The organism is Bacillus sp. cl95, assembly GCF_900115925.1.
Classification (GTDB): domain Bacteria; phylum Bacillota; class Bacilli; order Bacillales; family Cytobacillaceae; genus Neobacillus_A.
Genome location: NZ_FOYF01000002.1, coordinates 598,685 through 623,783, shown reverse-complemented (window position 1 = coordinate 623,783; position 25,099 = coordinate 598,685). Strand labels below are relative to the sequence as shown.

General features: G+C 38.4%; 27 protein-coding genes. All 27 read right to left on the bottom strand.

Annotated elements, in window-relative coordinates; genetic code table 11:
* Positions 1 to 45: 45 nt before the first annotated feature.
* A complete protein-coding gene (qcrB, locus tag BMZ31_RS08400) occupies positions 46 to 720 on the bottom strand; it encodes a menaquinol-cytochrome c reductase cytochrome b subunit (protein ID WP_090831275.1) in 675 nt (224 codons plus the stop codon).
* A 3-nt stretch (positions 721 to 723) separates the two neighbouring features.
* Positions 724 to 1,230: a QcrA and Rieske domain-containing protein gene (locus BMZ31_RS08395; RefSeq protein ID WP_090831274.1), complete on the bottom strand. Its 507-nt coding sequence runs from the start codon at positions 1,228 to 1,230 to the stop codon at positions 724 to 726.
* A gap of 149 nt (positions 1,231 to 1,379) precedes the next feature.
* Positions 1,380 to 1,844, bottom strand: coding sequence for a YpiF family protein (locus tag BMZ31_RS08390; protein ID WP_090831273.1), 465 nt, complete (start codon positions 1,842 to 1,844; stop codon positions 1,380 to 1,382).
* Between the two features lie 70 nt (positions 1,845 to 1,914).
* The gene (locus BMZ31_RS08385; protein WP_090831272.1) at positions 1,915 to 2,481 is read right to left on the bottom strand and encodes a ReoY family proteolytic degradation factor; all 567 of its coding nucleotides are present in this window, start codon (positions 2,479 to 2,481) and stop codon (positions 1,915 to 1,917) included.
* Positions 2,482 to 2,531: 50 nt separating this feature from the next.
* The gene (locus BMZ31_RS08380) at positions 2,532 to 3,791 is read right to left on the bottom strand and encodes a tetratricopeptide repeat protein (RefSeq protein WP_090831271.1); all 1,260 of its coding nucleotides are present in this window, start codon (positions 3,789 to 3,791) and stop codon (positions 2,532 to 2,534) included.
* A gap of 33 nt (positions 3,792 to 3,824) precedes the next feature.
* Complete coding sequence (locus BMZ31_RS08375; RefSeq protein ID WP_139205922.1) at positions 3,825 to 4,667, bottom strand: hypothetical protein; 843 nt, start codon at positions 4,665 to 4,667, stop codon at positions 3,825 to 3,827.
* A gap of 216 nt (positions 4,668 to 4,883) precedes the next feature.
* On the bottom strand, positions 4,884 to 6,173 hold the full coding sequence (gene aroA / locus BMZ31_RS08370) for a 3-phosphoshikimate 1-carboxyvinyltransferase (RefSeq protein ID WP_090831399.1): 1,290 nt from the start codon (positions 6,171 to 6,173) through the stop codon (positions 4,884 to 4,886).
* Between the two features lie 31 nt (positions 6,174 to 6,204).
* Positions 6,205 to 7,311 (bottom strand): prephenate dehydrogenase, encoded by a 1,107-nt coding sequence (locus BMZ31_RS08365; protein WP_090831269.1) that lies wholly within the window; start codon positions 7,309 to 7,311, stop codon positions 6,205 to 6,207.
* A gap of 86 nt (positions 7,312 to 7,397) precedes the next feature.
* Positions 7,398 to 8,510, bottom strand: a complete 1,113-nt coding sequence (gene hisC / locus BMZ31_RS08360; protein WP_090831268.1) for a histidinol-phosphate transaminase — start codon at positions 8,508 to 8,510, stop codon at positions 7,398 to 7,400.
* An 84-nt stretch (positions 8,511 to 8,594) separates the two neighbouring features.
* Positions 8,595 to 8,960, bottom strand: a complete 366-nt coding sequence (aroH, locus tag BMZ31_RS08355; RefSeq protein ID WP_090831267.1) for a chorismate mutase — start codon at positions 8,958 to 8,960, stop codon at positions 8,595 to 8,597.
* Positions 8,957 to 10,039, bottom strand: a complete 1,083-nt coding sequence (gene aroB / locus BMZ31_RS08350) for a 3-dehydroquinate synthase (RefSeq protein ID WP_090831266.1) — start codon at positions 10,037 to 10,039, stop codon at positions 8,957 to 8,959. Before aroB ends, aroH begins: the two co-directional genes overlap by 4 nt.
* On the bottom strand, positions 10,039 to 11,211 hold the full coding sequence (gene aroC, locus BMZ31_RS08345; protein ID WP_090831265.1) for a chorismate synthase: 1,173 nt from the start codon (positions 11,209 to 11,211) through the stop codon (positions 10,039 to 10,041). The genes aroB and aroC overlap by 1 nt, the downstream gene beginning before the upstream one ends.
* 417 nt (positions 11,212 to 11,628) lie before the next feature.
* Positions 11,629 to 12,402, bottom strand: a complete 774-nt coding sequence (locus BMZ31_RS08340) for a CheR family methyltransferase (protein ID WP_090831264.1) — start codon at positions 12,400 to 12,402, stop codon at positions 11,629 to 11,631.
* A 167-nt stretch (positions 12,403 to 12,569) separates the two neighbouring features.
* Positions 12,570 to 13,016, bottom strand: coding sequence for a nucleoside-diphosphate kinase (gene ndk / locus BMZ31_RS08335; protein ID WP_090831263.1), 447 nt, complete (start codon positions 13,014 to 13,016; stop codon positions 12,570 to 12,572).
* Positions 13,017 to 13,146: 130 nt separating this feature from the next.
* Entirely contained in the window at positions 13,147 to 14,109 is a 963-nt protein-coding gene (gene hepT / locus BMZ31_RS08330) for a heptaprenyl diphosphate synthase component II (RefSeq protein ID WP_090831262.1), read from the bottom strand.
* 41 nt (positions 14,110 to 14,150) lie between these two features.
* A complete protein-coding gene (locus BMZ31_RS08325; RefSeq protein WP_090831261.1) occupies positions 14,151 to 14,852 on the bottom strand; it encodes a demethylmenaquinone methyltransferase in 702 nt (233 codons plus the stop codon).
* Positions 14,853 to 14,857: 5 nt separating this feature from the next.
* On the bottom strand, positions 14,858 to 15,700 hold the full coding sequence (locus BMZ31_RS08320) for a heptaprenyl diphosphate synthase component 1 (protein ID WP_254778705.1): 843 nt from the start codon (positions 15,698 to 15,700) through the stop codon (positions 14,858 to 14,860).
* Between the two features lie 218 nt (positions 15,701 to 15,918).
* Positions 15,919 to 16,155: a trp RNA-binding attenuation protein MtrB gene (gene mtrB / locus BMZ31_RS08315; protein WP_090831259.1), complete on the bottom strand. Its 237-nt coding sequence runs from the start codon at positions 16,153 to 16,155 to the stop codon at positions 15,919 to 15,921.
* A 41-nt stretch (positions 16,156 to 16,196) separates the two neighbouring features.
* Complete coding sequence (folE, locus tag BMZ31_RS08310; protein WP_090831258.1) at positions 16,197 to 16,763, bottom strand: GTP cyclohydrolase I FolE; 567 nt, start codon at positions 16,761 to 16,763, stop codon at positions 16,197 to 16,199.
* Positions 16,764 to 16,948: 185 nt separating this feature from the next.
* On the bottom strand, positions 16,949 to 17,221 hold the full coding sequence (locus tag BMZ31_RS08305) for an HU family DNA-binding protein (RefSeq protein ID WP_007084878.1): 273 nt from the start codon (positions 17,219 to 17,221) through the stop codon (positions 16,949 to 16,951).
* A gap of 405 nt (positions 17,222 to 17,626) precedes the next feature.
* Positions 17,627 to 19,105, bottom strand: a complete 1,479-nt coding sequence (gene spoIVA / locus BMZ31_RS08300) for a stage IV sporulation protein A (RefSeq protein WP_090831256.1) — start codon at positions 19,103 to 19,105, stop codon at positions 17,627 to 17,629.
* A gap of 233 nt (positions 19,106 to 19,338) precedes the next feature.
* Entirely contained in the window at positions 19,339 to 20,025 is a 687-nt protein-coding gene (locus tag BMZ31_RS08295) for a hypothetical protein (RefSeq protein ID WP_254778667.1), read from the bottom strand.
* A 56-nt stretch (positions 20,026 to 20,081) separates the two neighbouring features.
* Positions 20,082 to 20,279, bottom strand: a complete 198-nt coding sequence (locus BMZ31_RS08290) for a DUF2768 domain-containing protein (RefSeq protein ID WP_090831254.1) — start codon at positions 20,277 to 20,279, stop codon at positions 20,082 to 20,084.
* Between the two features lie 398 nt (positions 20,280 to 20,677).
* Positions 20,678 to 21,730, bottom strand: coding sequence for an NAD(P)H-dependent glycerol-3-phosphate dehydrogenase (locus BMZ31_RS08285; protein ID WP_090831253.1), 1,053 nt, complete (start codon positions 21,728 to 21,730; stop codon positions 20,678 to 20,680).
* An 18-nt stretch (positions 21,731 to 21,748) separates the two neighbouring features.
* Entirely contained in the window at positions 21,749 to 23,059 is a 1,311-nt protein-coding gene (der, locus tag BMZ31_RS08280) for a ribosome biogenesis GTPase Der (protein WP_090831252.1), read from the bottom strand.
* A gap of 381 nt (positions 23,060 to 23,440) precedes the next feature.
* Positions 23,441 to 23,626: a capping complex subunit for YIEGIA gene (locus tag BMZ31_RS08275; protein WP_090831251.1), complete on the bottom strand. Its 186-nt coding sequence runs from the start codon at positions 23,624 to 23,626 to the stop codon at positions 23,441 to 23,443.
* Positions 23,623 to 24,519 carry a YIEGIA family protein gene (locus tag BMZ31_RS08270; RefSeq protein WP_090831250.1) on the bottom strand — a complete coding sequence of 299 codons (897 nt, stop codon included), beginning with the start codon at positions 24,517 to 24,519 and terminating at the stop codon, positions 23,623 to 23,625. The genes BMZ31_RS08275 and BMZ31_RS08270 overlap by 4 nt, the downstream gene beginning before the upstream one ends.
* Between the last annotated feature and the right edge of the window lie 580 nt (positions 24,520 to 25,099).

The window sequence follows — 25,099 nt, the reverse complement described above, 5'->3', positions numbered from 1 at the left end:
TTTTTCAAAAAGTTTAACTAGCTACCAATCTAGATAAACAAAGTCTTACAATGGACCCGAGATACCCTGTTTTCTAATCATCAAGAAGTGGGCTCCCATTAAACCAAGGAGAGCACCTGGCAAGAAGAATACATGGATAGCAAAGAAACGTGAAATTGTTTGAGCTCCAACAATTTCAGCATGTCCAGCCATTAAGGCTTTCAATTGGGTTCCAATTAGTGGAACCGCTTCAACAATTTGAAGTGTAACCTTTGTTGCAAAAAGTGCCTTCATATCCCAAGGAAGAAGATAACCTGTTAAGCCTAATCCAAGCATGATGAAGAAAATAAGAACTCCAACTACCCAGTTCAACTCACGAGGCTTCTTGTATGCGCCTTGGAAAAATACACGCAATGTATGTAAGAACATCATTACAATAACGAGACTTGCTCCCCAATGGTGCATGCCGCGTACAATTTGGCCAAAAGCAACTTCATTTTGAAGATAAAAAACAGATTTCCAAGCGTTTTCAATATCAGGCACGTAGTACATTGTTAAGAACATACCTGAAAGAATTTGAATTACTGTGATAAAGAACGTTAGACCGCCGAAGCAGTAAACAAATGCTGAGAAGTGATGAGCAGGGTTAACGTGCTCAGGAACTTCATGGTCAGCAATATCGCGCCACAAAGGCGTAATATCTAAACGCTCATCTACCCAATCGTAAATTTTGTTTAACATTTATTACGCCTCCTCTCTTGGCTTAGCTTTTCCTAAGTATAGGAAACCATCTTTTTCCTTAAACGGATATACATCAAGCGGTTTCATTGGCGGTGTGCCAGGAACATTTGTACCGTCTTTCGTATAGCGCCCAAAATGGCAAGGGCAGAAGAACTGATTCGGATTGGCTTTATCCGTGTTCCAGTCGACAACACAACCTAAATGTTTACATACCGGTGAAAGGGCAACTATCTTACCATTATCATCTTTGTACACCCATGCTGTGTTAGTGACTTCCGATTCATACCACGCGTCTTTTTGATCATGTGAGAAGTCGACACGAACAGGTTCACTTGTTAATTCAGCTACTTTTTGTTTAGTTGGAATAAAATCTCCACCTGCATCCGCCTTCAATACTGGATCAACTGCAAAACGGACCATTGGCATTAACATACCTGCTGCCATGAAACCGCCTACACCTGTCAAAGTATAGTTCAAAAATTGGCGTCTTGAAACTCGATGCTTACTCATGCTTATCCCCCCTCTATCCAGAAGTTAAGTCCAACGGACATTATTTCACACATATTAAAACTAGGACATAACAATGATATATCAATCTTTGTCGAAGGTCAATAATATACTGGCTTAAAAACTACCTAGAATAAGAAGTTATGACTATCTTAATCGTTCTCACGCCACTTTTGGATGAATAACTGAAGCATTTGCTTAACTTGATCGTCCAAAATCTCTGTTTTCTGTGTCTGATCCATCTTGTCCAACGGCAAAGATGGCAGCCAAATTACTGAACCTGATAGTTCTGTTTCTCTCTTTATCCAATTGCTATCTGAAGTTATGTAGAAGATATGTTTGAATTCGGCGTTCTTTATTTCAGTTTCCAACTCTCCCAATGAACTAATTAACTTTTCTTCTGCGGCATTCTTCAAATACGAATGAGCGGGAAAAAGCAAAAGCCTTCCAGTAAATTGCCGTTCAAGCTGGATGGACAAAAGACTGATAAACTCTGTCATAGCAGCTGCTTGTTTCATATCTTCTCCGAAAGCAATTGGTGATAGTGGTATAACTGCAGTATCAACATATTCCTTAGATTTCAAGTACATTTCTATATCTTGAGGAACCCATTTCATTTCATTCACTCCAAATCGATTTATACTTTATTTTACCATAAAAATCATCGTGTCAAAAAAAAAGAGCCTGCTAACGCAAGCTCTCATTTGTCTTTAAACCACTAATATTGTTTAGCTGCTCTGTCAGCTGTTTGAATGCAACTTTATCTTGATTATCAAGTGCTGCATCGATCATACTTCTTAATTTTTCACGGTGAAATCTCTCTATGCTGTCATTTAAAAATTGTTCAGCAATGATACGGTCTTTTTCGCTAATCTGCAAGTGAGTTGGCATAAATGGATTTTCTTCTAGCACTGCTGCATATTGATGCGCTTGGTTTGCCGCATGGAAGTTAAGCTGAATATAGATTTCTTCGTCTCTATTAAGCCTAATATCATGGAAAGATTTTTCTGCATCAGTGGTCATTACATTCTCTTTGTAAAAACGGAAAGGCACTTTATCAACACAGTGAGTAGACATGACTAAACCTCGCGGACAATATTGCGCTTGCTCTACAAAGTGAACCCGTTCCATGAGCTGATCATGGCTCATGAGATAATTTAGAATCCAAACACACTCTCTTCTTTTCAATTGATAGTGATTCAGAAACCATCGGATAAAATCCTTCTTCTCGTGGACAGAAACAGGGGTAGCCACTGTAAATCCCTCCTCCGCAGGCTTATCTTTCTTTTTGCATTCAATCAAAATCAGAAATTTGTAAGGCGCTCAATCATTTCCAAGTACTCTTCATTAGAAGGATCTTCTTTTAACAGTTGCTTAAAAATTTCGGCGGCGCGGTCACTTTTTCCTTCTTCAATTAGAAAATATCCGAAACTTGTTAAAAATTCTGTATTTGTCTTGAAGAAATTATATGCTTCTTCATATTTGTCTAATGCTAATGAATATTCCTCAAGCTGATGAAGTGCTACTGCTTCATCCCATAAAAGCTGTGGTTCCTCTTCCCCAAGAAGATCTATTTCTTTTACAAGGTCAATGACGTCTGAATACTTTTCTTGATGTAAGAATAATTTATTAAGTGTTAGTGCAGCTTCTGTAAAGCCTGGATCTAACGCAAGTGCCTCTCTAAACATCTGTTCAGCTTCTTTTTCTTGTCCAAGTTTTAGGGCCAACTTTCCGCCGTAGAAAAACAGATCCTTGTTAAACTCATCTTGTTTAATCCCTTGCTGGATGGTTTCAAAACTTTTCTCAATTTCTTCCTCACGTTCGTAAGCTTTAGCGAGATGCAAGTATAGAGAATGATACTCAGGGTCCAGTTCCTTTAGTTCAGTGAACTTTTCAATCGCTCTGCGGTTCATACCTGCCTGGAGAGCGGTAAAGGCAAAGCCGAATAGAGTATTAATCTCAAGCTTATCGTCTAATGCTTTTTCATAATGAGGGAGAGCTTCTTCGAAGGCACCAGATGCACTTAGGGTTTCTGCTAAGCGTTGATGCACATTTACTCCAGCGATTTCATCCTTTTCTTCTAAGACTCTTTCATAAGATATAATGGCTTTAGTGATTTCTCCCTGTTCAGCAAATAGTTCAGCAAGAGCAAAATCTATTACTACTTCGTCTGGAAGAATTTTTTTTGCCTCCAACAGTTTAGCTTCACTAACTTCATACAAACCTTGCATCTGATAAAGATCTGCAAGTAGCAATAGTGCCTGAGGAAAACTCGGATCATCAGTACGAACCCTATCAAGATCCAGGATTGCCTTCTCTTCATTTCCTAATTCAATAGAAACTTCAGCTAAAAGAACCAGTAATTCGCCTTCATCGGGGTACGTTTGTAGCAGGTTTTCGAAGAGCGCAGCAGCTTCATCAAGGAACCCATATCGGAACATTTCTTCTCCGAGAACAAATTTCTGTTCGTCTGTTCCATTGATTAATAGTTCATTATATTCAATGAGAGCCTCCTTATGTTGACCACTCTCAATTTGTTCGATAATTTTTTGAATTTTATCCATTCTATAATCCTCACAATCAAAATCTAAACTTTTTTATGGAATCGCAAAAAATGACGGGGTAGTAATTTTAACATGTTCTCCACAGCCAGGGTTATATATTACTTCTTCGCCATATCTTATCACTTTTCCTTTATGAACGGTGACTAAAAGTGATTCCTGTAATATTAAATCATTATGTTCCAAGTGTTGTTGTATTGTTTCACGATTTTTTAAAAATAAATTATAACTCAACTCAGAACCTTGAATCAAACTTGCCTTACTTGGGTATAAACCAATTTTATTTAAGATAGGGATTGAGAGAGGCTCGTTTTCCTTTATTTCAACTGATAGAGCAGGCATCTTCTCCGTATGGACTACCTTACACCACCTTGTGAGAATTTGTTTGTTTAAACGTTCACTCTTTCCATTTACAACTGGAATTAAAGGGGCATTGTAGGGAAATATAGCCTCTCGAAGCCATCCCCATGGGAGATTTTCAAAGGAATCCCTTTCTTCTAATTTCACAAAGATAGCCGGAATCTTTTCTTTTTTGCATATCCTTAATAGATTTACGGTCAATAGTTTTACAGGGATTTTTATACATATAACAAAATCGAGTGGGGAATTTATTAGGCTGATAGTAGCCTTCTTAACTTTTTGCACTATTTCGTACTCATAATCGATTTCCACTACAGTCACAATGGTTGTACAGCCTTTTTTGATAATTTCATTTACTAGGTAATCCTTCATCTCAAAAGAGGATCCGATAGCTGTTATTTGGCTATTTAAAAAGACAAATGATGGAGTCATCAGATAGTTACATAAGTCCATTTTCATAAATGCATAATTTCCGTATCCATTTCCTGTTTGTTCAATGCGGGTATCTTTCACAATCATCGTTCTTGTTCTCAACTCTCGCCCAATTAATACATTCGCATTTTCAATTATATATGTCATAAAAACCACCCTCTTTCACTATTCATGAGAATCCCATGGATGCAACCTCTTTCAGGATGTGAAACCAATAAGAGTCTTAAGACAAGCTATGAAAGAAAATGGGTTATATGTCCATAAATTAAAGAGCAAAAGAAAAAAGCTGTAAGAGAACAGCTTTTAACAAGTTAGACTATCAAGATGAGAGAAGAATTCAGGGTATGATACAGAAATGGCTTCTTGATTTTCCAAGTCAACATCTCCATTACAAATAAGTGAGGCAACGGAAAGCATCATTCCAATTCGATGGTCACCATGACTTGAAACAATACCACCCTTCAATGAACTTCGCCCGTAAATAACCATCCCATCATCTGTGGCTTCAATTTGTGCCCCTAGTTTCTTCAATTCATCTACAACAGTATCAATCCGGTTCGTTTCTTTGACCTTAAGTTCTTCTGCATTCTTAATAACTGTCGTACCAGTTGCTTGAGTAGCCAGTAATGCGATAATAGGAATTTCATCTATAAGTCTTGGGATGATATCACCTTCAATGACGGTTCCCTTCAGATTAGAAGATTTGATGAGGATATCTCCGATTGGTTCAAATCCCTCTCCACTTGTGACTGAGATTTCGAAATCTGCCCCCATATCAGCAAGTACATCCAAAATACCTGTTCTTGTAGGATTTAACCCAACATCTTTAAGTAGTACTTCGCTACCGGGAGTGATCGCTGAAGCAACCAAGAAAAAGGCAGCCGATGAGATATCTCCTGGTACATCTACATGGGTTCCTTTAAGCTTTTGTCCGCCAAGAATTTTTATCTGATTTCCTTCTTTTTCTATCGTGCCTCCGAACTTTTTAATCATCCGCTCTGTATGGTCTCTCGTAGCGCTTGGCTCAATGACGGTTGTTTCCCCATCTGCCTGAAGCCCAGCAAACAAGATAGACGATTTGACTTGAGCACTAGCTACTGGCAGTTCATAACGAATTCCTTTTAAATGTCCACCTCGTATGGAAATTGGAATATACTCGCCACTTTTCCTTCCATCGATTAGTGCTCCCATCACTTTTAGTGGGGTTGTTACCCTCGTCATCGGGCGTTTTGCAATCGAATCGTCGCCTATTAAACTCGTATGAAAATGACTGCCAGATAAGATTCCCATCAGCAAGCGAATGGTGGTACCTGAGTTCCCAACATCCAATACTTCCTTTGATTCCTCAAGTCCTTCAAAACCCTTACCTTGAATATGTATATAATCGTGTTGCTGTTCTATTTTCACCCCTAATTTCCGAAAACAGGAAATAGTACTTAAACAGTCGTCTCCAAGGAGGAAATTAGAAACCGTCGTTTCTCCCTCTGCAATAGCCCCAAACATAACAGAGCGGTGGGAAATAGATTTATCTCCAGGCACTTTAATAATTCCTTTTAAAGGGGATTTTACAGATTGAAGCTTCCTCATCGTCATCTTATCACCTTCATTTTCATCGTTTATTTCATCATAGACCCGCTGAAGTAGCATAGCTGGTATAGTGACTAATGCAATGTTCAGCTCTCATTCTATCTTCCTCGGACTGAAAACTAATCACAAGCACACCATAAATGCCTTCTCGTGTTTCCAGAATACGGATATTTGTAATACTTATATGTTCCTGAGCTAAGTAACCCGTTATTTCAGAAATTACCCCAGGATAGTCTGGAACATCCACAAATAGATCGTAAAAAGCCGGTATCGCTCCTTTTTGTCTCACAGGAAGACTATCACGGTAGTTTTTCGCATTCAGAAAGTAATGATGAATGGAAACTGGATCATTTTGAATCACTAATTCTTTTACAATATTCATTTCGCTCATCCAGTGTTCTAATAACTCTAGCAAAACACTGTTATTGTGTTGAAGTATATCTTTCCACATTTCAGGACTACTAGACGCAATTCTGGTAATGTCCCTAAATCCACCGGCAGCTAACCTAGAAAGCAATGAATACTCACCTTCGAACTTTTGAGTATGGTTGACTAATGAGGCGGCTAACAGATGTGGAAAGTGACTAATGATACCTGTCACATGGTCATGTTGGGATGGTGACATTGTTAAGAATTTTGCTTTTGTCCCTTTAAGCCAATTCTTGAGAACTTCAATATTTTCTTCTTTTTCGTCTTCTTCTGGAGTGATGAGGTAAAAAGCATTTTCAAAAAGAATATCTTTTGCAGCTGTAACTCCGCTTTTATGAGAACCCGCCATTGGATGCCCTCCAATAAAACAAATACCCTTTTCTCTTAAACAGCTACTCTTCCTTACGATTTCTTCTTTTGTACTTCCTACGTCAGTTATGATGACTCCTTTTTTCAAGGGAGTCAGGGAAAGTTCTTCTATTATGCTTAAAGTTGCGTTGACGGGAGCACAAATGATGATCAAATCAGCATCCTTTGCTCCTTGTGAAAGTGTTTCAACTTTTTCATCAATTACACCTAATAGTTTTGCGAGTTTCAATTGTTCATCATTTAGGTCAAAACCGACAATGGAAGCACCGTAATTTGCCTTCTTAATACTCAAAGCAAGTGAACCACCTATTAAGCCTAAACCAATGATGAAAACTTGACGTTTCATCTTAGTGAACACACCCCTTTCTACCTACGCTTTTGTTGAGGGTGTATGCAGATGAATCAAGGAGAATACCATTCTATCTGAACAGTTTAATTTCTGTGCGCAGTAGCAATTTCATTCTCATTAAGGAATTGGTCCATCGCTTTAATAACACCTTCATTTTGTTCAGTTGATCCGACAGTGATTCTAACACTCTCTGGAAAACCTAATGCCTTGCCAGATCTAACTATATAACCCTTCTTCAGAAGAAATTGAAAAACTTCATCCCCATCTCTCCCAAAATTAATCAAAATGAAATTACCTTGTGAAGGGAAGTAATTTAGATTTCTACCTTTGCAAAAATCGTAAAACTGCTGAAGACCTTGCTTATTCTTGTCACGGCAAGTCTCTACAAACTTCTCGTCTAAAACGGAAGCAGTTGCTGCAAGCTGAGCGAGTGAATTTGTGTTAAAAGGTTCTCTTGCAGGCTCTAAAGCTCTAATTATTTCTTTACTACTTACCCCGTAACCAATACGCAGACTCGCTAGTCCATAAATTTTTGAGAACGTTCTTAAAATAATTAAATTCTTATATTTATCGAGTAATTTGATGGAATCATAATAATCATCTGCTACCACATATTCATAATAAGCCTCGTCAAGTACCACTAAGACGTGGTCAGGCGCACGGTCTAGGAAGGATAATAAATTTGTTAAAGATATGTAGGTGCCTGTAGGGTTATTAGGACTGCAAAGCCAAACAATGTTTGTCACATCGTCCAAATTTTTAAGCATGTTTTCAAGATCATGCTCTCCGTTTAATAAGGGCACTTCCACATAGGATGCACCTTCGATAACAGCGTTGTGTTTATATTGAGGAAAAGTTGGAGAAGCCATAACAGTCCGGGCTTCTGGATGAAGTAAGGCTCTTGAAATAATCTGAATGATTTCATCCGAACCGTTTCCAAAGATTAATTGATCGCCATTTACGCCTAATTTTTCCGCAAGTACGCTTCGTAAGTTAGTAGCATATCCATCTGGATATACTGCTGCAGTTGCTGAAAATTTTTGTATTGCTTTTATCGCCTCAGGTGAGCACCCAAACGGATTCTCATTGGAGGCCAGTTTCACAATTTCATCCAATCCTAGCTCTTCTTTTACCGCTTCAATTGATTTCCCTGGTTGATAAGGAGTCAAAGTTAACAATTGTTTCTTCCACCTCATTCATCTCACCCCAAATTATTAAGTTATTTTATCTTTTTTGTATTTTATCATAAATATTCCCAATTTACTTAAGGCTATCAGCAATCATTTATTTAGCAGGTCGGGTCTTAAAATAACAGCACCATCTAGATAGACATGCTTGACCTCCGACTGCGGAACATCTGTATTCAAGTGAATCATAATCCTCACACATTTACGAATTCCATTGGGAATCTCAAGCTCTTTCATACACATTACCGGAACATATGTCCAATCTTCTAACCTTCTTAGAGCCTTTGCTGGAAAGGTCGCATTTAGATCATCAGTGGCAGAGATGAGGACAGATGCAACGTTGTCAGCTACAATGCCATTTCTTTCAATCATTGTTCTCAGTAGCCGTTCGGTTCCTGCCAAAATATCTTCTTCAAGATTTTCTTTCATCGTAATGGCTCCCCTAACGCCGCGAATCATATCCTTTCCCCCTCCATAAATAAATTTAGTTTCTCTAACAAATATTCATCTGTGAGACTCTTTAATCCTGGATTTCCAATTTCCTTTAACAATACAAATCTTACACTTTCAGAAAAGGCTTTTTTATCGCCTTTCATTCTTACCAACAATTTACTCGGAGAGAGTCCAATCGGAATTTTGGTCGTGTATCCAAGGCCTTCTAACCAAGTAGTGAAAGTATCTAGTTCGAATTCCAACTCATAAATATCTTGGCTGATTTGGAGAGCAAATACCATGCCAATGACAACTGCTTCACCATGACTAATCTTGCCGTAACCCATTTCCGCCTCTATTGCATGACCGAGAGTATGGCCAAAATTTAGAAAAGCCCTAATCCCAGTTTCTTTTTCATCCTTTGATACAATGTTACCTTTTATTTTGACTCCCATGGTTATTGCATTCTCGAGGTGCTTATTTGATAACTTTGAAAAGGCTGGAGTTTTATTCATAAGCCAATGATAGAAGTTTTTATCCGAAATAAGTGCGTGCTTAATAATTTCTGCAAAACCCGATCGAACTTCCTGCTTCGGAAGTGTTTCTAAAAAGCGCATATCATAAAATACAGCTTCCGGCTGGTAAAATGATCCAATCATATTTTTTCCAAGTTCATGATTAATGGCTACCTTTCCGCCAACAGCACTATCATGTGCCAAAATGGTGGTAGGGACTTGAATAAATGGTATTCCCCGCATATAGGTTGCAGCCACAAAGCCTGCCATATCCCCAACTGCACCTCCGCCAAACGCAACAATGACCGAGTTTCGGTCAAGATGAGATTGAAGAGCATATGTTTGAACTTGATAAAAAACCTCAAAAGTTTTTGCACTCTCACCACTCGGGACGACAAATACTTCAATTCCGATTCCTATCAGTTCTTTTTGTAGGGTAGATAAGTGCAATTTTTCAAGTGTAGTATCTGTTATGATCAGAACTTTACTGAATTGGGATTCAATAAGAAAATCTCTTAATTTATGTATCACATCATACCCAATCACAACTGGATAGTCTTTGGATTCGGTATGAATGATCAAGCTCTCCATTAAAATTCCCTCACATATTGTCGATGCCTTGCTAATTCTTCTTTCAGTGCATCGAATCGATCACTCGAAAACTGACTGACGATGGCAGAAGCAACTTCCCAAGCAACAACATTTTCAGCAACCACTGCAGCAGCTGGAACAGCACAACTATCCGAACGTTCAATGCTCGCCGCAAACGGTTCTTTTGATTCTATATCTACACTCATCAAAGGCTTATATAAAGTTGGAATAGGTTTCATCACTCCGCGGACTACAATAGGCATACCTGTTGTCATACCACCTTCGAAGCCACCTAACCTATTCGTTTTTCGGTAGTAGCCTTCTTCGGGATTCCAGGCAATTTCATCATGTACTTTACTGCCAGGATTCCTTGCTGCTTCAAAGCCAATACCAAACTCTACACCCTTAAAAGCATTTATACTCACAATTGATGCAGCAATTTTTGCATCTAACTTACGATCAAAATGAACATAACTCCCGATCCCAGGTGGCATACCTTCAACGATTACCTCCACAATGCCTCCGATGGAATCTCCATTTTTCTTGGCATCATCAATTGCGTCCATCATTTTTTGTGCGGCCACCTGATCCAAACATCTTACTGGAGAAGCCTCAGAAATCTCATCAATTTGCTCCAATGTCAAACCTTCTGGAGTATCCGCTCTAACGCCACCTATCTCAAGGACGTGAGAAACTACTTTAATTCCGAGGAGTTCCAACAAATGCTTGGCTGTCGCTCCTGCTGCTACTCTAACGGTTGTTTCTCTTGCCGAAGACCTTTCAAGAACATTCCTCATATCACGATGCCCATATTTCATTGCTCCGTTTAAGTCTGCATGCCCTGGACGCGGTCGAGAGATCTTTCTCTTCACTTCATCATCGGAACTATCCTCTATTGGTTCAGCACCCATAATATGTGTCCAATGTTTCCAATCGTTATTTTCGACTACAAGGGTTATCGGTGAACCAATCGTATATCCATGGCGGACACCTGAGTGAATTTCCACCGTATCTTTTTCGATTTGCATGCGTCTTCCACGACCATGGCCCTTTTGCCGTCTTGCTAATTGGTCGTTAATGGTTTGTGCCACTAGAGGCATACCTGATGGCAATCCTTCTATGATGGTCGTTAATTGTGGGCCGTGTGATTCACCCGCCGTTAAGTATCTCATACTCTTTCCCCCTTCAACTCGCTAAAGGATTTTTTCCAATATAACATACAGCCATGTATATGAATAGTTAATCTCACAAAATTTTTTGGTTAAAATCAGAAAATCATTTTTCTTTTTTTCATAACCTAAGTAAACTACATTGTTTAGATTCCAACTAGAGGTCTCTCCCTTTCGACTGTCTTCTTTCTCATTCCACTATGTAAGGACTGTGCAGCCCGGTTACCCGCTATACATTGAATCTGCATCCTTGAATGAGCAAAGCACTAAAGAGATGTTAAAGAGGAACATGGAAAGCCTCAGAATCCGATGTTGATGATGACGATACTACCCTTACATAAAAAAAGAACATGTAGTGGAAACATCAAAGCCAATTTATGAAAAAAGAGCCCTATAAATACGAGCTCTTGTTTTTGAAATTTATTTTTTACGATAAAAGAATGTTTCCTCTGTTTCAAATCCGTAATTTCCTGGATTGAAAATCTGCTCGGTACTACCAACAAAAAATATACCGTCTTTTCTGAGTGCCGAACTGAATTTTTTATACAATTCGTCCTTAGCTTCCTCCGTAAAATAAATCAGCACGTTCCGACAAACAATCAGATCGAAACCTCCCCCAAAAGGGTCTGAAAGCAGGTTTTGTTTTTTGAAAGTGACGGTCTTTTTAATGTCATCTGTAACCGAATATAGATCTCCGTCCCTTACAAAAAACTTACTCTTTATATCTGAAGGAACCTCATTAAGGGACCTTTCTGGATATACTGCATTCTTAGCTCTCGCAAGGACATTTTCATCGATGTCTGTCGCTAATATTTGAACTTGAGAAAGCGGAAGGAATTTTGAAATGATCATAGCGAGTGTATATGGTTCTTCACCTGTAGAACAAGCTGCACTCCAAATTTTAGGGCGTTTATTAGTTTTTAGAATGTTAGGCAGGATGTTTTGCTCGAGCACTTCCCATCTTTTATAGTTTCTGTAAAACTCTGATACATTGATGGTCATGCGATCTAAAAACTCATTCAACAGTTTGTCGTTTCTATTTAATTCATTAAAAAATTGCTCGAATGATTTAAACCCTTTTTTCTCATATAAAGACGTTAGGCGTCTTTTCATCTGAGCTTCTTTATAAAGAGCTAAATCCACACCCGTTTTTCTTTTAATATTACTTACGAAAATATGATAATCCTGAGACATGTAGTTTCTCCTCGTAGGTGCAATTCTTATCCATTAGTATACCTTTAAGGACTGTAATAATAAATAAAAAACCATCACTTTTTAACAATTCAAATTTCTGAAAGCGTGTGCAAAAAAAGGCATTTGTATTGTAACATACAAATGCCTCAGTAAAGCAGGTTATAAGACTAGTATACCCACTCGTTAATTAACTTAGAATATTCAACTAGCTCTTCTTCTTTGAAGAAAAGTCCGATTTCGCGTTCTGCACTTGTAGCAGAGTCAGATCCGTGAATAACGTTCTTTCCAACTGTTAGTCCGAAATCTCCACGAAGTGTACCAGGAGCTGCATCTTTAGGGTTTGTTGCACCCATCATTTGACGTGCTGTCGCAATTGCATTCTCACCTTGCCATACCATTGCAAATACAGGCCCAGAAGTAATGAAGTCAACTAATTCACCAAAGAAAGGACGCTCTTTGTGCTCACCATAATGCTCTTCAGCAAGTTCTCTTGGAATGCTCATAAGTTTTGCTCCTGCAAGATGGAAGCCTTTTCTTTCAAAACGGCCGACGATTTCACCGATTAAATTTCTTTGTACACCATCAGGTTTAACCATTAAAAATGTTTTTTCCATGAACTCCACTCCTAAGTTTGTATGTATGAAAATTGTCTTTTTGGACAATCCACGAGAATCGTACCATTGTTAAGAAAATTTCGCAAGTTAGAAATGGAGTTCACTTTTTAAAAATGATATTGGTATTTTTTTAATACTTACGCTTACCAATGAATCGAGCTATGTCACGCAGGGCTTTTCTCGCCTTGTTTTGAGGAAGTTCTTCAAGAATGCGTAGTGCCTTATCTAAATATAGGGCACTCACACGCATAGATTTCTCGATTGCTCCCGAATTTTTGATGAGTTCAATTACTTTTAGCATATCTTCCGGTTTTGTATTTTCATTGACACGGTGGATTTCATTTCGTATTTCAGGATTTTCCATAGCATATAAAACAGGTAGTGTGATATTCCCACTCAAAAGGTCACTGCCAGCTGGTTTACCAAGTTCCTTTTCAGTTGCAGTGAAATCCAAAACATCATCAGTTATTTGAAACGCCATGCCCACATAATAGCCAAAGCGATATAATCGAGTATGAACAAAAGCGTCAGCATTTGCAGAGACAGCTCCAAGCTGACAGCTTGCGGCGATTAAGAGGGCTGTCTTACGCTTTATTCTCCTGAGATAAGTGCGTAAATTTTGATCATAACGAAACTTATCTTGAATTTGGTCTATTTCACCTATGCACACTTCAACAATCGTATTAGAAAGTATTTTGTGGGCCTCAGCTTTGTCTATGCTTGTCATCAACTCAAGTGATAATGCAAAAATATAATCACCAGTATACATAGCAATTCGATTATCCCACTTTGACTTAATGGTTGGTTGTCCGCGACGAAGATCCGCATCATCAATGACATCGTCATGCACAAGAGAAGCCATGTGAATGAGTTCCAATGCTACAGCAACATTGCTAATCACATTTATATCGTATTTTCCAAACTTGGCTGCGAGCAAAACAAAGACAGGGCGAATTCTTTTCCCCCCTGCCTGGAGTGTATGCAGTGATGCTTGACGCAAAAGTAGAGACTCAGCTTGTATGGTCTCTTCAAGTTTCTTCTCAATTAAATTAATATCCGAATTTAAAAATGAGTACATCATCTTTAATTTCATTTCAATTCACCCAGCTTTATTATCGCATCTTCTTATAATCGTCACTTTTTGCCTATATGGACGGCTGCAACTCCACCGTTAAATGGTTTATACCATACATCTTTGAATCCAGCATTTTCAAATAACTTCGCTAGTTCTTTTATTCCCGGAAAATCACGGGCCGATTCTTGTAACCAAGAATATTCTTTATAGCTTTTTGCAAAAAGCTTGCCGAAGATCGGCATAATAAAGCGGAAATAAATATTGAAAATTTGTTTGAAGCCAAACACTGTTGGTTGAGACGTTTCCAAACAGACTGCAATGCCACCTGGTTTCAGAACACGATGCATTTCCTTTAAGACTTGCAAATAGTCAGGCACGTTTCTTAATCCAAATCCGATTGTCACATAGTCAAAGGAATTGTCATCGAATGGAAGTTCCATAGCGTTCCCATGAATCAATTTAACTTGCCCGAGTTTCATGCTATCGATTTTTTCTTGGCCGATTTTAAGCATATTCTTACTAAAATCTAGCCCTGTAACATGCCCTTTTTCTCCGACTGCCTGAGCTAAAGCGATTGTCCAATCTGCAGTTCCACAGCACACATCCAGCGCCTTGGCCCCTTCTTGAACGTTCATCTTCTTCATCGTTTCATTGCGCCACTTTAAGTGTTGCTGAAAACTGATGACAGAATTCATCTTATCGTAGTTTTCATAGATTTTTTCAAAGACGCCATGAACCCTTTCCTCTTTTGACTGACTCATGTATGTTAACCTTCTTCCACAAGTGTTTTTGCAATTGAATGGTGTCCGTTAAAAACAGATAAGATTTGATTTTCCAATATTTCATTTCCATCTTCAAAATGATTCAATCTTTCTGTTACAAGTCCGATTGAAAAATCAATATAACGGTCACAGATAAGCAAAAGATAGTTTTGCTGTTCTTTAGAAAGTTCTTTTTGTGTTGCTTCATTTTTAGGAAATAGAATTTTCTTAAGTGCATTAAAAAACATCGAATGTCTACCTGAAATAAATAGTCCTTTTTCAGAGAGCAAGCGTTTCACCAGTAAGAAATTAAGAATGATATCATTCCAATTTGAAACCTTCAGCAAATCTGTCAGCCTGATTAATAATGCACCTTCAATTATCTTCATGCCTGCGATTAGCTTTTCAATGTCTTCCATATCCTTCTGATAGACAGAAATTTTTTGTTCATTTACATCTTTAATTCCTTCTGCCAATGCTCGGATTACCATTATTTCATCCATATCCGCAAGAAGTTTATAATATAAGCCGCTGTAATAATCACCAGCCAATACATTCAATTGACGGGCTTTTAGACCATCTTCAGCACCATTGCTCGCCGTCAAAGGGCCATTTGAAACATATTCGTGTGTATCAAGAGCAATCTGTATTAACATTGTTGTTATCACATAATTCTTGAGCTTTGGATAAGACAATTCGAGTTTGTCCAATACGGAAATGAGTAAAAGAAGTTTATCCTCATCGATGACCGGTGCTTGTATATACTTAAGCAAATAAGGATGAAGAACCTTCTGTTCTACCTGTTCCTTCATTTCAGCTATTTTATTTCGAATGTCCTGCACTCTCATCACCCTTGTTTCCACGAAGTATTAACGATTATGTATTTATTTCGGATCATTTTTATTTATTTGGCTGTCAATTATGCGCTTACAAGTATGTGTAATATTAATATCAAACAGTCCCCATTATAACATAAATGAAAATTAATTGGTCATTCTTGCACAAAATAAAAACCCGAACAAGTTAGTATGATTATTGAGAGTACTGACTAGCAGCCACCTTGTCATTACTTAGTTTCGCTCGTGACTTCACCGAAGCAAGTTAAAATGGTAGCATTCCCTCTAATCTTAATTGCCGAAGTATGTTCTGTAAATTGCGCGATCATCACTTCACCCTTATCCAACTTCTCTGAATGATGAAACTTTGTATCTGTACCTCTTGTAAGGCCGATTACATTCACTCCATCTTCAACAGCTTTAATGACTACATATTCACCGTTTAAGGAAACACGCTGTTTTTCCATTGTTTCACCCCTTTAAATAGTGCTACCATCTTCTCCGATTATTATCCCTTGATGAATGTAAGTACCTCTGACCGTGCACGTGCATCTTTAGCGAAAACTCCTCGAACGGCTGAAGTAACCGTTTTAGAACCTGGTTTTTTAACGCCTCGCATTGTCATGCACATGTGTTCAGCTTCCACGACTACCATTACACCATGTGGATCAAGCTTTTCTTTTATACTATCCGCAATCGTTGAAGTAATTCTTTCCTGTAACTGGGGTCTCTTAGCAACAGCCTCTACAGCCCTTGCAAGCTTACTTAATCCAGTAACCCTTCCACCACGAGGGATATAAGCTACGTGTGCTTTGCCGAAAAAGGGAACTAGGTGATGTTCGCAAGTAGAGTAAAATGGAATATCTTTTACTAAAACGAGTTCCTCGTGTTCTTCTCCAAATACCGTTTCAAAATATTCCTTTGGATCTTGATTTAGACCACTGAAAACTTCTTCGTACATTTTTGCTACTCGCTTTGGCGTATCCAATAACCCTTCACGATTTGGATCTTCACCGATTGCTTCTAAAATTAAACGAACCGCCTCTTCAATTTGGGCGCGATTTATATTTGACATGTTGTTTCCTCCTATGAACCACCACTTATATGTATGCATTCTCCATATTAGCATACCCTTTTCATGTCAGGCAAAGTCCTTGTTTGTCAAAAGGAATGCGAATCAAAAAGAAGAAATGTAAAAGGCCGCAGATTTCTCCGCGGCCTTTGCTCAAGCATACGCTAAAAGCAGAAAATGGTATGTAATTATTTCACTGCGTCTTTAAGCGCTTTACCTGGTTTGAAAGCAGGAACCTTGCTTGCAGCGATTTCGATCTCATCCCCAGTTTGTGGGTTACGACCTTTACGTGCAGCACGCTCACGTACTTCGAAGTTTCCGAAACCGATTAATTGTACTTTATCGCCATTTTTCAATGCGTCTAAAATAGCATCGAATACAGCATCAACTGCTTTAGTAGCGTCTTTCTTAGAAAGTTCACTAGCCTCAGCAACTGCGTTAATAAGTTCTGTTTTGTTCATGCCATTCACCTCCTCCCAAAAATTTTTCAAAAACTTAGTAAATAAGATTACTTATCTACATTTCTAAACAAATTTCATCAATTCTATACGTTGCAACGTATTTTGTTGACAGTGCTATCTTAAAACATCTTACAACAGATTTCAATCTATTTTTTTATAAAAACCCAATAAAATCAAGGGTTTTATCGTTGCAACAATAATTCTGTTAAAAGATTATCACATTAAAATCTGCATATCAAGAAAATTTATAGAAAAGATGCCAATCTTTTCATTTTCACTAGAATTATGTAATTTCCTGTCATTTATTGTTGAATCCTCTTGGCGCAGTACTTGACAATGCCTTTAACAATGGTTTTGCGCTTATCTTTTTTACCCAAAAAAAAGACTCCTAAACGGAGCCTCTAATTAAAGGATAATCGCGATCAGTCCGCCAGAACCTTCATTAATGATTCTTTCTAGCGTTTCTTTCAACTTATAACGAGCATTCTCTGGCATAAGCGATAATTTCGCTTGGATACCCTCTCTTACGATTGAACTTAGGCTACGCCCAAAGATATCAGAATTCCAAATCGATAGTGGATCATCCTCAAAATCTTGCATTAAGTACCTAACCAGCTCTTCGCTTTGTTTTTCGGTACCAATGATTGGAGCAAATTCAGATTCCACATCCACTTTAATCATGTGAATAGATGGTGCCACTGCTTTCAAACGGACACCAAATCTCGCGCCCTGCCTAATGATTTCCGGTTCTTCCAGGCTCATATCAGCAAGCGATGGGGAAGCGATTCCGTAGCCCGTTTGCTTAACCATTTTCAATGCATCTGAAATATGATCATACTCTGCCTTGGCATGAGCAAAGTCTTGCATTAGTTCTAACAGATGATCTTTGCCACGAATTTCGACGCCTACAACTTCTTTTAGAATATCATCGTAAAGGTCATCTGGAGCAAATAAATCGATTTCCGCTACCCCTTGACCCATCTCAATTCCAGCTAATCCAGCTCGATCAATGAATTCGAAATCACTGAATTGTTGTACGACACGATCCACGTCTCTTAGTCTCTTAATGTCTTTTACCGTTTCCCTTACAGCTTCTTGATAATTTTCTCTTAACCAATGATTTTCTCTTAAGACCATTACCCAGCTTGGAAGATTAACATTTACTTCAAGTACTGGGAACTCATATAATGCCTCTCTTAAAACATTGAGCACATCAGACTCTCTCATGCTCTCAACACTCATCGCAAGCACAGGAATGTCGTATTTATCGGATAAGTTCTGACGTAAAGACTCTGTATTTGGATGGTGCGGCTGGGCACTATTCACAACCATAATGAAAGGTTTCCCAACTTCTTTCAATTCAGCAATAACTCTTTCTTCTGCTTCGAGATAGCTGTTACGAGGAATTTCCCCAATTGAGCCGTCTGTTGTAATCACAACGCCGATTGTAGAGTGTTCCTGGATTACTTTTCTTGTTCCAATCTCTGCAGCTTCATGGAATGGAATAGGCTCTTCATACCATGGCGTAGTGATCATTCTTGGGCCATTCTCATCTTCATAACCTTTTGCACCTGGTACCGTATATCCAACACAGTCTACTAATCTAATGTTGACTTCAAGTCCTTCTCCCACATAGATGGAGGCAGCTTGATTCGGTACGAATTTCGGTTCAGTCGTCATGATTGTCTTTCCTGCTGCACTTTGCGGAAGCTCATCAAGCGTTCTGGCTCTATCTGCCTCATTGCTCATGTTAGGCAATACAACTAGCTCCATAAACTTTTTAATGAAAGTGGATTTCCCAGTTCGCACTGCACCTACTACTCCTAAATAAATATCGCCGCCTGTTCTTTCGGCAATATCATTGAAAATATCAACCTTTTCCAAATGATCCCCTCCCGATCATAGAGTAAAGTGGGATAATAATATCCTTCTAGGTATTTTTGGACAGTATATATTTATGATGTTGTCCTATATTGTTATGACAACTTTTTAATATTTTTTTACCCCCTTATATAAAAATCATTGCATGTCTGCTATTTTCCGGGTTTGTACCTTTTCATTTCTTCCATAAAAAAAACCCTTCTCCTACAATATATTTCGTAGGAAAAGGGTTATGACTATTTAGATAAAAAGACTGGCTCATTTGTCTCCAAATCAATCGTATACGGCAAAGAGAAAGCTGGAACAATCATAGATTTCTCAGCTAGAATAAAGCGGATGTCTTCTCCTGGTTTCAAATCCCGCTTAGACTTAGAAATTTCTGCAAATAAATCGCTTCGATAATCAACATAAACCTCACCTTGGCCATCAATGACAAAGGAAAGATTTTGATTTGTATAAGGACTCACTACAAAGGGAGTTTCTTTATATCCTAGTTTTTTAAAATTTAGTGTGTAAACGTTTTTTGCAATTTCTTTATCAAAAGGAGGATATTGCTGAGTTTGCAATCGGATTTTTATATCACGAATTTTTTCAGCTATCCTTAAATCAATCAATTTTACCGTTGGTTTTGTTTCTGCATCGAGAATCACATATTGAAAAATCCCACCATTTTCAAATGAATTCCCTGGTGGTTCTGCAAGATATTTCGGGACAACTCTTTGAAAATCTATCGGATATTTTTGATAGATCGGAGTAGTTGCATCTTTTGTCTTAATTGGCAAAATCCCGCCATTATCTTGTTGAAATTGATTTACTGCTCTTTGCACAGAATCAATTTGATCTTGGTATGGAACCTGATTCTTTTCTAATTCTGCATCAGGATACATACACCCTGAGAGAAAAGATGCTATAAGCAGAATCATAACAAATATTTTTTTGAGATTCATTCTATCATTCCTTCAATAATATGTAATTTCCATCATCCTGTCGGTCCGCTGAAGACAACAATGACTATAATAATTCCTGAAACGATCATGAACGCATAAGCAATGAAAGCAGTAATTAAGCGAAAGAAACCCTTAAGCTTATATCTGCTAAAATAAATAGTAATAATAGCTAAGAACATCATGCCCATAGCCGCAAGAGATATCCACATCTTGAATAGTGCCGGTGACAAATTAACCCCTCCTTATTTCGAGTGTTATTATAACATAGTGATTATCTATAGGTACAAGCAAAAAAAAGACCGAAGTAAAGAGGGGCGAGATCCTTACTTCAGTCCTTTGCGACTAAAAACCCAAACACAAATTCAATTTACCAGTATGCTTCGTTGCATTGTATGCATTTCAAACCCAAAAGGTATCCTCAAATGCCTAGTACAAAGGGGTTTTAGCCATTATTTTTTGGCGCTGTTAAAAATGCCTGTTGATTTCCGCTACAGACGCTGATTTCCGTAACGAATTAGCAAATTCGTCTTGGGGACATTCGCCGAGCCTCCTCGTCGCTAGCGCTCCTGTGGGGTCTCTTCTTAAAATCACCAATGTCCTTTAACATAGCCTATTTTTTGAAAGGCTCTTATTCAGTTGTCTTTTCTCCCACGATATTCGCTAAATCTTCCATTTCATGAGTTTTTCCACGAGCCATCAGAATGTCCACTCCTGACTTAGGATCAACTCCATTAAACAGTACATCATAAAGGGCAGAAGTAATAGGCATATTCACTTCATACTTTTCAGCTAACTGATGGGCTGCCTTGGTTGTCCGAACCCCTTCTACAACCATTCCCATGTTATCAAGGACTTCCTGCAAAGTATGACCTTTGCCCAAAAGGTGACCAGCACGCCAATTTCGTGAATGAACACTCGTACATGTAACGATTAAGTCACCAATCCCTGTCAATCCTGAAAAGGTAAGAGGATTAGCCCCCATTTTTGTGCCTAGTCGTGCGATTTCCGCAAGACCTCTTGTAATAAGAGCCGCCTTTGCATTATCCCCGTAACCTAACCCATCAGTGATGCCAGCAGCTAAGGCAATAATATTCTTTAATGCACCGCCAATTTCAACACCAATAATATCAGGGTTTGTGTATACTCGGAAGCTTTGATTAATAAATAAATCCTGAACTTCTTCTGCTGCTCTCATGTTTTTTGAAGAAACTGTTACCGTTGTGGGATGACGGAGGCTTACCTCTTCAGCATGACTTGGACCTGAAAGGACCACAACATCTTTCAATAAATCTCCAGGCATTTCTTCTTCAATCATTTCCGAAATACGCATCAGAGAATCTGGTTCAATCCCTTTGCTCACATGGACAATAGTAAGCGGCTTCTCTTGTATTAGACGGATTTTTCCTAGCACTTCTCGAATAGCTTTAGTAGGTACAGCTAAAATGATGATTTCAACACCAAAAAGTGCTTCTTCAAGTGATGAGTAACCAATAATGGTTTCAGGCAATTTAATTTCAGGCAAATATTTCTTATTTGTATGGTGGAGATTGATTTCTTCAGCTTGCAAAGCATTATGACTCCACAACCTTACTTCATGATGATTATCAGCAAGGACCATCGCTAAAGCTGTACCCCAGCTCCCTGCACCTATAACAGAAACAACTTTTTGCGATTTCTGCATCACGATCACAACCTTTACTTATTTTCTTTCTCTTGCATAGATTTTGATAGGTGTTCCTTCAAACCCAAATGTATCACGTATACGGTTCTCGAGGAATCGTTCATAAGAGAAATGCAATAGTTCTGGCTCGTTAACGAACACCACGAATGTTGGTGGCTTAACCGAAACTTGTGCCATATAGTAAATTTTTAAGCGCTTGCCGTTATCTGTTGGTGTTGGATTCATGGCAACCGCATCCATGATAACATCGTTAAGCACATTTGTCTGAACTCTCAAAGAGTGATTTTCACTTGCTAAATCAATCATTGGTAATAAAGTATGGACACGCTTCTTTGTTTTTGCCGATAGGAACACAATCGGAGCATAATCAAGGAATAGGAAATGCTCCCTAATTTTTTGTTCAAACAATTTCATTGTTTTTTCGTCTTTTTCAACAGCATCCCATTTGTTGACGACAATAACAATTGCTCTACCCGCTTCATGTGCATAGCCTGCAATTTTTTTGTCCTGCTCAATAATGCCTTCTTCGCCGTCGATAACAACGAGAACAACATCTGATCGCTCTATTGCACGCAATGCTCGCAAAACACTGTATCTTTCTGTACTTTCGTATACTTTACCTTTTTTACGCATACCGGCTGTATCGATGATGACATATTCTTTCCCGTCAAAAACATATGGAGAGTCAACTGCATCCCTTGTCGTACCTGCAATATTACTAACAATTACTCTTTCTTCACCAAGGATCGCATTCACTAGCGATGATTTCCCTACATTCGGACGACCGATAAGACTGAACTTGATTACATCCTCGTCGTAATCTCCACCCTTGTCTTTCGGAAAATACTTTGCAGCCTCGTCCAATAAATCTCCAAGTCCAAGTCCATGTGAACCTGAAATAGGGAATGGTTCTCCAAATCCTAAAGCATAAAAGTCGTATATTTGATCACGCATTTCAGGATTATCGATTTTGTTCACTGCTAAAACCACTGGCTTTTTCGATTTATAAAGGATTCTTGCTACCTCTTCATCTGCAGCGGTTACTCCCTCGCGTCCATTTGTCAAAAAGACAATAACGTCCGCTTCATCGATTGCAATTTCTGCCTGCTGGCGAATTTGCTCTAGGAAGGGCTCATCGCCAATATCTATTCCACCTGTATCGATAATATTAAAGTCATGTGTAAGCCACTCTGCTGAGCTATAAATACGGTCCCTTGTCACACCAGGGATATCTTCTACAATTGATATTCTTTCTCCTACAATCCTATTGAAAATCGTTGACTTACCTACGTTAGGTCTACCAACAATCGCAATTACTGGTTTTACCATTTGTTTCACCCTTTCTCTGTAAACCGAAAAACATTCACATTTATCGCATCATATTTAAGTTTATCATAAAAAGCTCTCATTTATTTTTAGGCAAGACTGTTTTCGCATTGATTGTTGCTTTTACGGAAAATGCAACGGCACATTTAGATTCTTATTTCGTGCTCTTTTCCTCAATATTAAATTCTAAACGCTAATATTCTAGTGGCATAAGGATAGAAAGAGCCTTAGAGCCGGCTTTTTCTTGTGCCAATAACAACAAAGTTTACGAAAAGAGCCTTAGGTAAAAAGAAGAAATATGATAAAATAAACCCTTCTGTCAATTAGAAGGGCTTAACTATATTATATTATCAAAAGTTATTACTTTCCTGCAATGAAAACATATTAATGTTTCACAATGATATATAAGTCTTCCGCTAAGGAATGGGCAATTCCATCAAGAATCGCCTCAAGATTTGCTGCAATTGATTCCATTTCTTTCTTTGTTTCACAATGGAATACTGCCGTTCCACCGAGTATTTTTTGCGGATTTGTGGTAATTGCCGCCAAAATAAATTTTTCTAAATTCATAAACCGCTCCTTCCTTCATGCTCCTTTTTCCGTTCAGTAGGCATCCTGATTGCATTTTCAAGGGTGGGTACGGCTCCAATAATTTTTATGGCCCAGTCTATATTCTTTTCTTGAGGAAGAACAAAGACACCCACTCTTCCATCGTTTAGATCTCTTTTTGCTAATGGAACAAGCGCAGGAGTTCCAGAATCGCGATAGACCCCAAGTGCATTTGAAACATCGTGCAAGATCGCCTGTCTTTGCCCTAAATTCGCGATAGTTGTTCGAGCATTAAAGTTTTTAGGCGTTAAAATAAACCCCATCCCGTACTCCAATACTTCTTTTTGCCTGTCAGGCAAGCCGATATTCATAATGTAGATATTATCAACGTAAAGGCCTGCACCATCAAAACGAGGTTCAATGTATTGAATGTCGACAATTTTCTTAAGTTGACCGCCTGACATGAGACGTTTGGCAATCAGAATCGCAATGATGGCTGATATGACCGCAACCCAAACATTAAATACCAAATAAGTCAGGGTCGTCATTAAAGATGTGAATATCACCAAATAGTTCCTGCTTTCAAATGCTACGGCAATTCCTTCAATATAGGTCGTCCCCCTTGGAACCAATTCATACTTATCGAGTTCTGACAAAGTATTTCTTTCCATATTTCTCACTTCACGAAATTGTGAAGCTGCAAGAGTCAAGAAGGTAATGGCCATAAAATCCTCTTCCATAATTGATGGTATCGCAACAGTACCGAGGCCAGCTGCGATAAATCCAAGCGCAATATGAATGATTTTCCCATGCAAATATGTAGGATATTGTCGATAGTCTGTTCTTAACATATAAATTCTTGAGAGGGTTCCTACGATAAGACCAAATAAAATCGGATATGTATACTCATTCATGATGATTTCTGGTTCCCCTTTTCTTGGAATGGAAGATATTGTTCAAAAAACTTACTTGAGTGCTCAAGTGCTGACCACAAGAAAATGAGTGAACACGCAGTCGCGCATACATCTAAAAATGATAGCCCCCCTATAGGATACGGGAGTGAATGCCGGCTTAATAGAAGCGCGTTAAGTATGTCCCCTTGCATTGCTCCAGTCATGACAATAATCATTCTAAATTTTAATTTTTTTTGCATTAAAATCGATAGGTAGCATAGTAAAATACCCAGCATCCATTCCCTTTTCATGAAGAGCCAGACTGGGTCAAACAGTTCATAAAGGTGGAATGAAGAATAACTTGCGGCAACGATAATCGAGCAAACACTTAAATACAGAATCACTCTTTTTCTTTCTTTTCGAAGAGATGCGTACGCAACCAACAAGATATAGAGTCCACTAGCGTAGAATTGAAAATTACCCAACTGAACATGGTAATTGGATAAGATAATCAAAATTAAAATATGGACAGCCAACCGTGTTCTAATCGAATTTTTTTTACTCAATATAAAGGTAGCGCTAATCCATATAGACCATGAAA

Bases quoted from the DNA above. Each gene is read 5' to 3' on its own strand.
- BMZ31_RS08390 (WP_090831273.1), bottom strand. From the start codon at position 1,844: ATGAAATGGGTTCCTCAAGATATAGAAATGTACTTGAAATCTAAGGAA.
- hepT (WP_090831262.1), bottom strand. From the start codon at position 14,109: ATGAAATTAAAGATGATGTACTCATTTTTAAATTCGGATATTAATTTA.
- BMZ31_RS08380 (WP_090831271.1), bottom strand. From the start codon at position 3,791: ATGGATAAAATTCAAAAAATTATCGAACAAATTGAGAGTGGTCAACAT.
- BMZ31_RS08270 (WP_090831250.1), bottom strand. From the start codon at position 24,519: ATGAATGAGTATACATATCCGATTTTATTTGGTCTTATCGTAGGAACC.
- aroH (WP_090831267.1), bottom strand. From the start codon at position 8,960: ATGATTCGCGGCGTTAGGGGAGCCATTACGATGAAAGAAAATCTTGAA.
- BMZ31_RS08285 (WP_090831253.1), bottom strand. From the start codon at position 21,730: ATGCAGAAATCGCAAAAAGTTGTTTCTGTTATAGGTGCAGGGAGCTGG.
- BMZ31_RS08320 (WP_254778705.1), bottom strand. From the start codon at position 15,700: ATGAGAGTGCAGGACATTCGAAATAAAATAGCTGAAATGAAGGAACAG.
- BMZ31_RS08305 (WP_007084878.1), bottom strand. From the start codon at position 17,221: ATGAACAAAACAGAACTTATTAACGCAGTTGCTGAGGCTAGTGAACTT.
- BMZ31_RS08340 (WP_090831264.1), bottom strand. From the start codon at position 12,402: ATGTCTCAGGATTATCATATTTTCGTAAGTAATATTAAAAGAAAAACG.
- mtrB (WP_090831259.1), bottom strand. From the start codon at position 16,155: ATGGAAAAACAGCGTGTTTCCTTAAACGGTGAATATGTAGTCATTAAA.
- aroB (WP_090831266.1), bottom strand. From the start codon at position 10,039: ATGGAGAGCTTGATCATTCATACCGAATCCAAAGACTATCCAGTTGTG.
- qcrB (WP_090831275.1), bottom strand. From the start codon at position 720: ATGTTAAACAAAATTTACGATTGGGTAGATGAGCGTTTAGATATTACG.
- BMZ31_RS08395 (WP_090831274.1), bottom strand. From the start codon at position 1,230: ATGAGTAAGCATCGAGTTTCAAGACGCCAATTTTTGAACTATACTTTG.
- hisC (WP_090831268.1), bottom strand. From the start codon at position 8,510: ATGAGGTGGAAGAAACAATTGTTAACTTTGACTCCTTATCAACCAGGG.
- BMZ31_RS08275 (WP_090831251.1), bottom strand. From the start codon at position 23,626: ATGAATTTAGAAAAATTTATTTTGGCGGCAATTACCACAAATCCGCAA.
- ndk (WP_090831263.1), bottom strand. From the start codon at position 13,016: ATGGAAAAAACATTTTTAATGGTTAAACCTGATGGTGTACAAAGAAAT.
- aroC (WP_090831265.1), bottom strand. From the start codon at position 11,211: ATGAGATACTTAACGGCGGGTGAATCACACGGCCCACAATTAACGACC.
- BMZ31_RS08325 (WP_090831261.1), bottom strand. From the start codon at position 14,852: ATGAGTCAGTCAAAAGAGGAAAGGGTTCATGGCGTCTTTGAAAAAATC.
- folE (WP_090831258.1), bottom strand. From the start codon at position 16,763: ATGTCAAATATAAATCGCGCCCAAATTGAAGAGGCGGTTCGTTTAATT.
- der (WP_090831252.1), bottom strand. From the start codon at position 23,059: ATGGTAAAACCAGTAATTGCGATTGTTGGTAGACCTAACGTAGGTAAG.
- BMZ31_RS08375 (WP_139205922.1), bottom strand. From the start codon at position 4,667: ATGATTGTGAAAGATACCCGCATTGAACAAACAGGAAATGGATACGGA.
- BMZ31_RS08295 (WP_254778667.1), bottom strand. From the start codon at position 20,025: ATGATTCTGCTTATAGCATCTTTTCTCTCAGGGTGTATGTATCCTGAT.
- aroA (WP_090831399.1), bottom strand. From the start codon at position 6,173: ATGACGATGAGGAAGCTTCAATCTGTAAAATCCCCTTTAAAAGGAATT.
- BMZ31_RS08365 (WP_090831269.1), bottom strand. From the start codon at position 7,311: ATGAAACGTCAAGTTTTCATCATTGGTTTAGGCTTAATAGGTGGTTCA.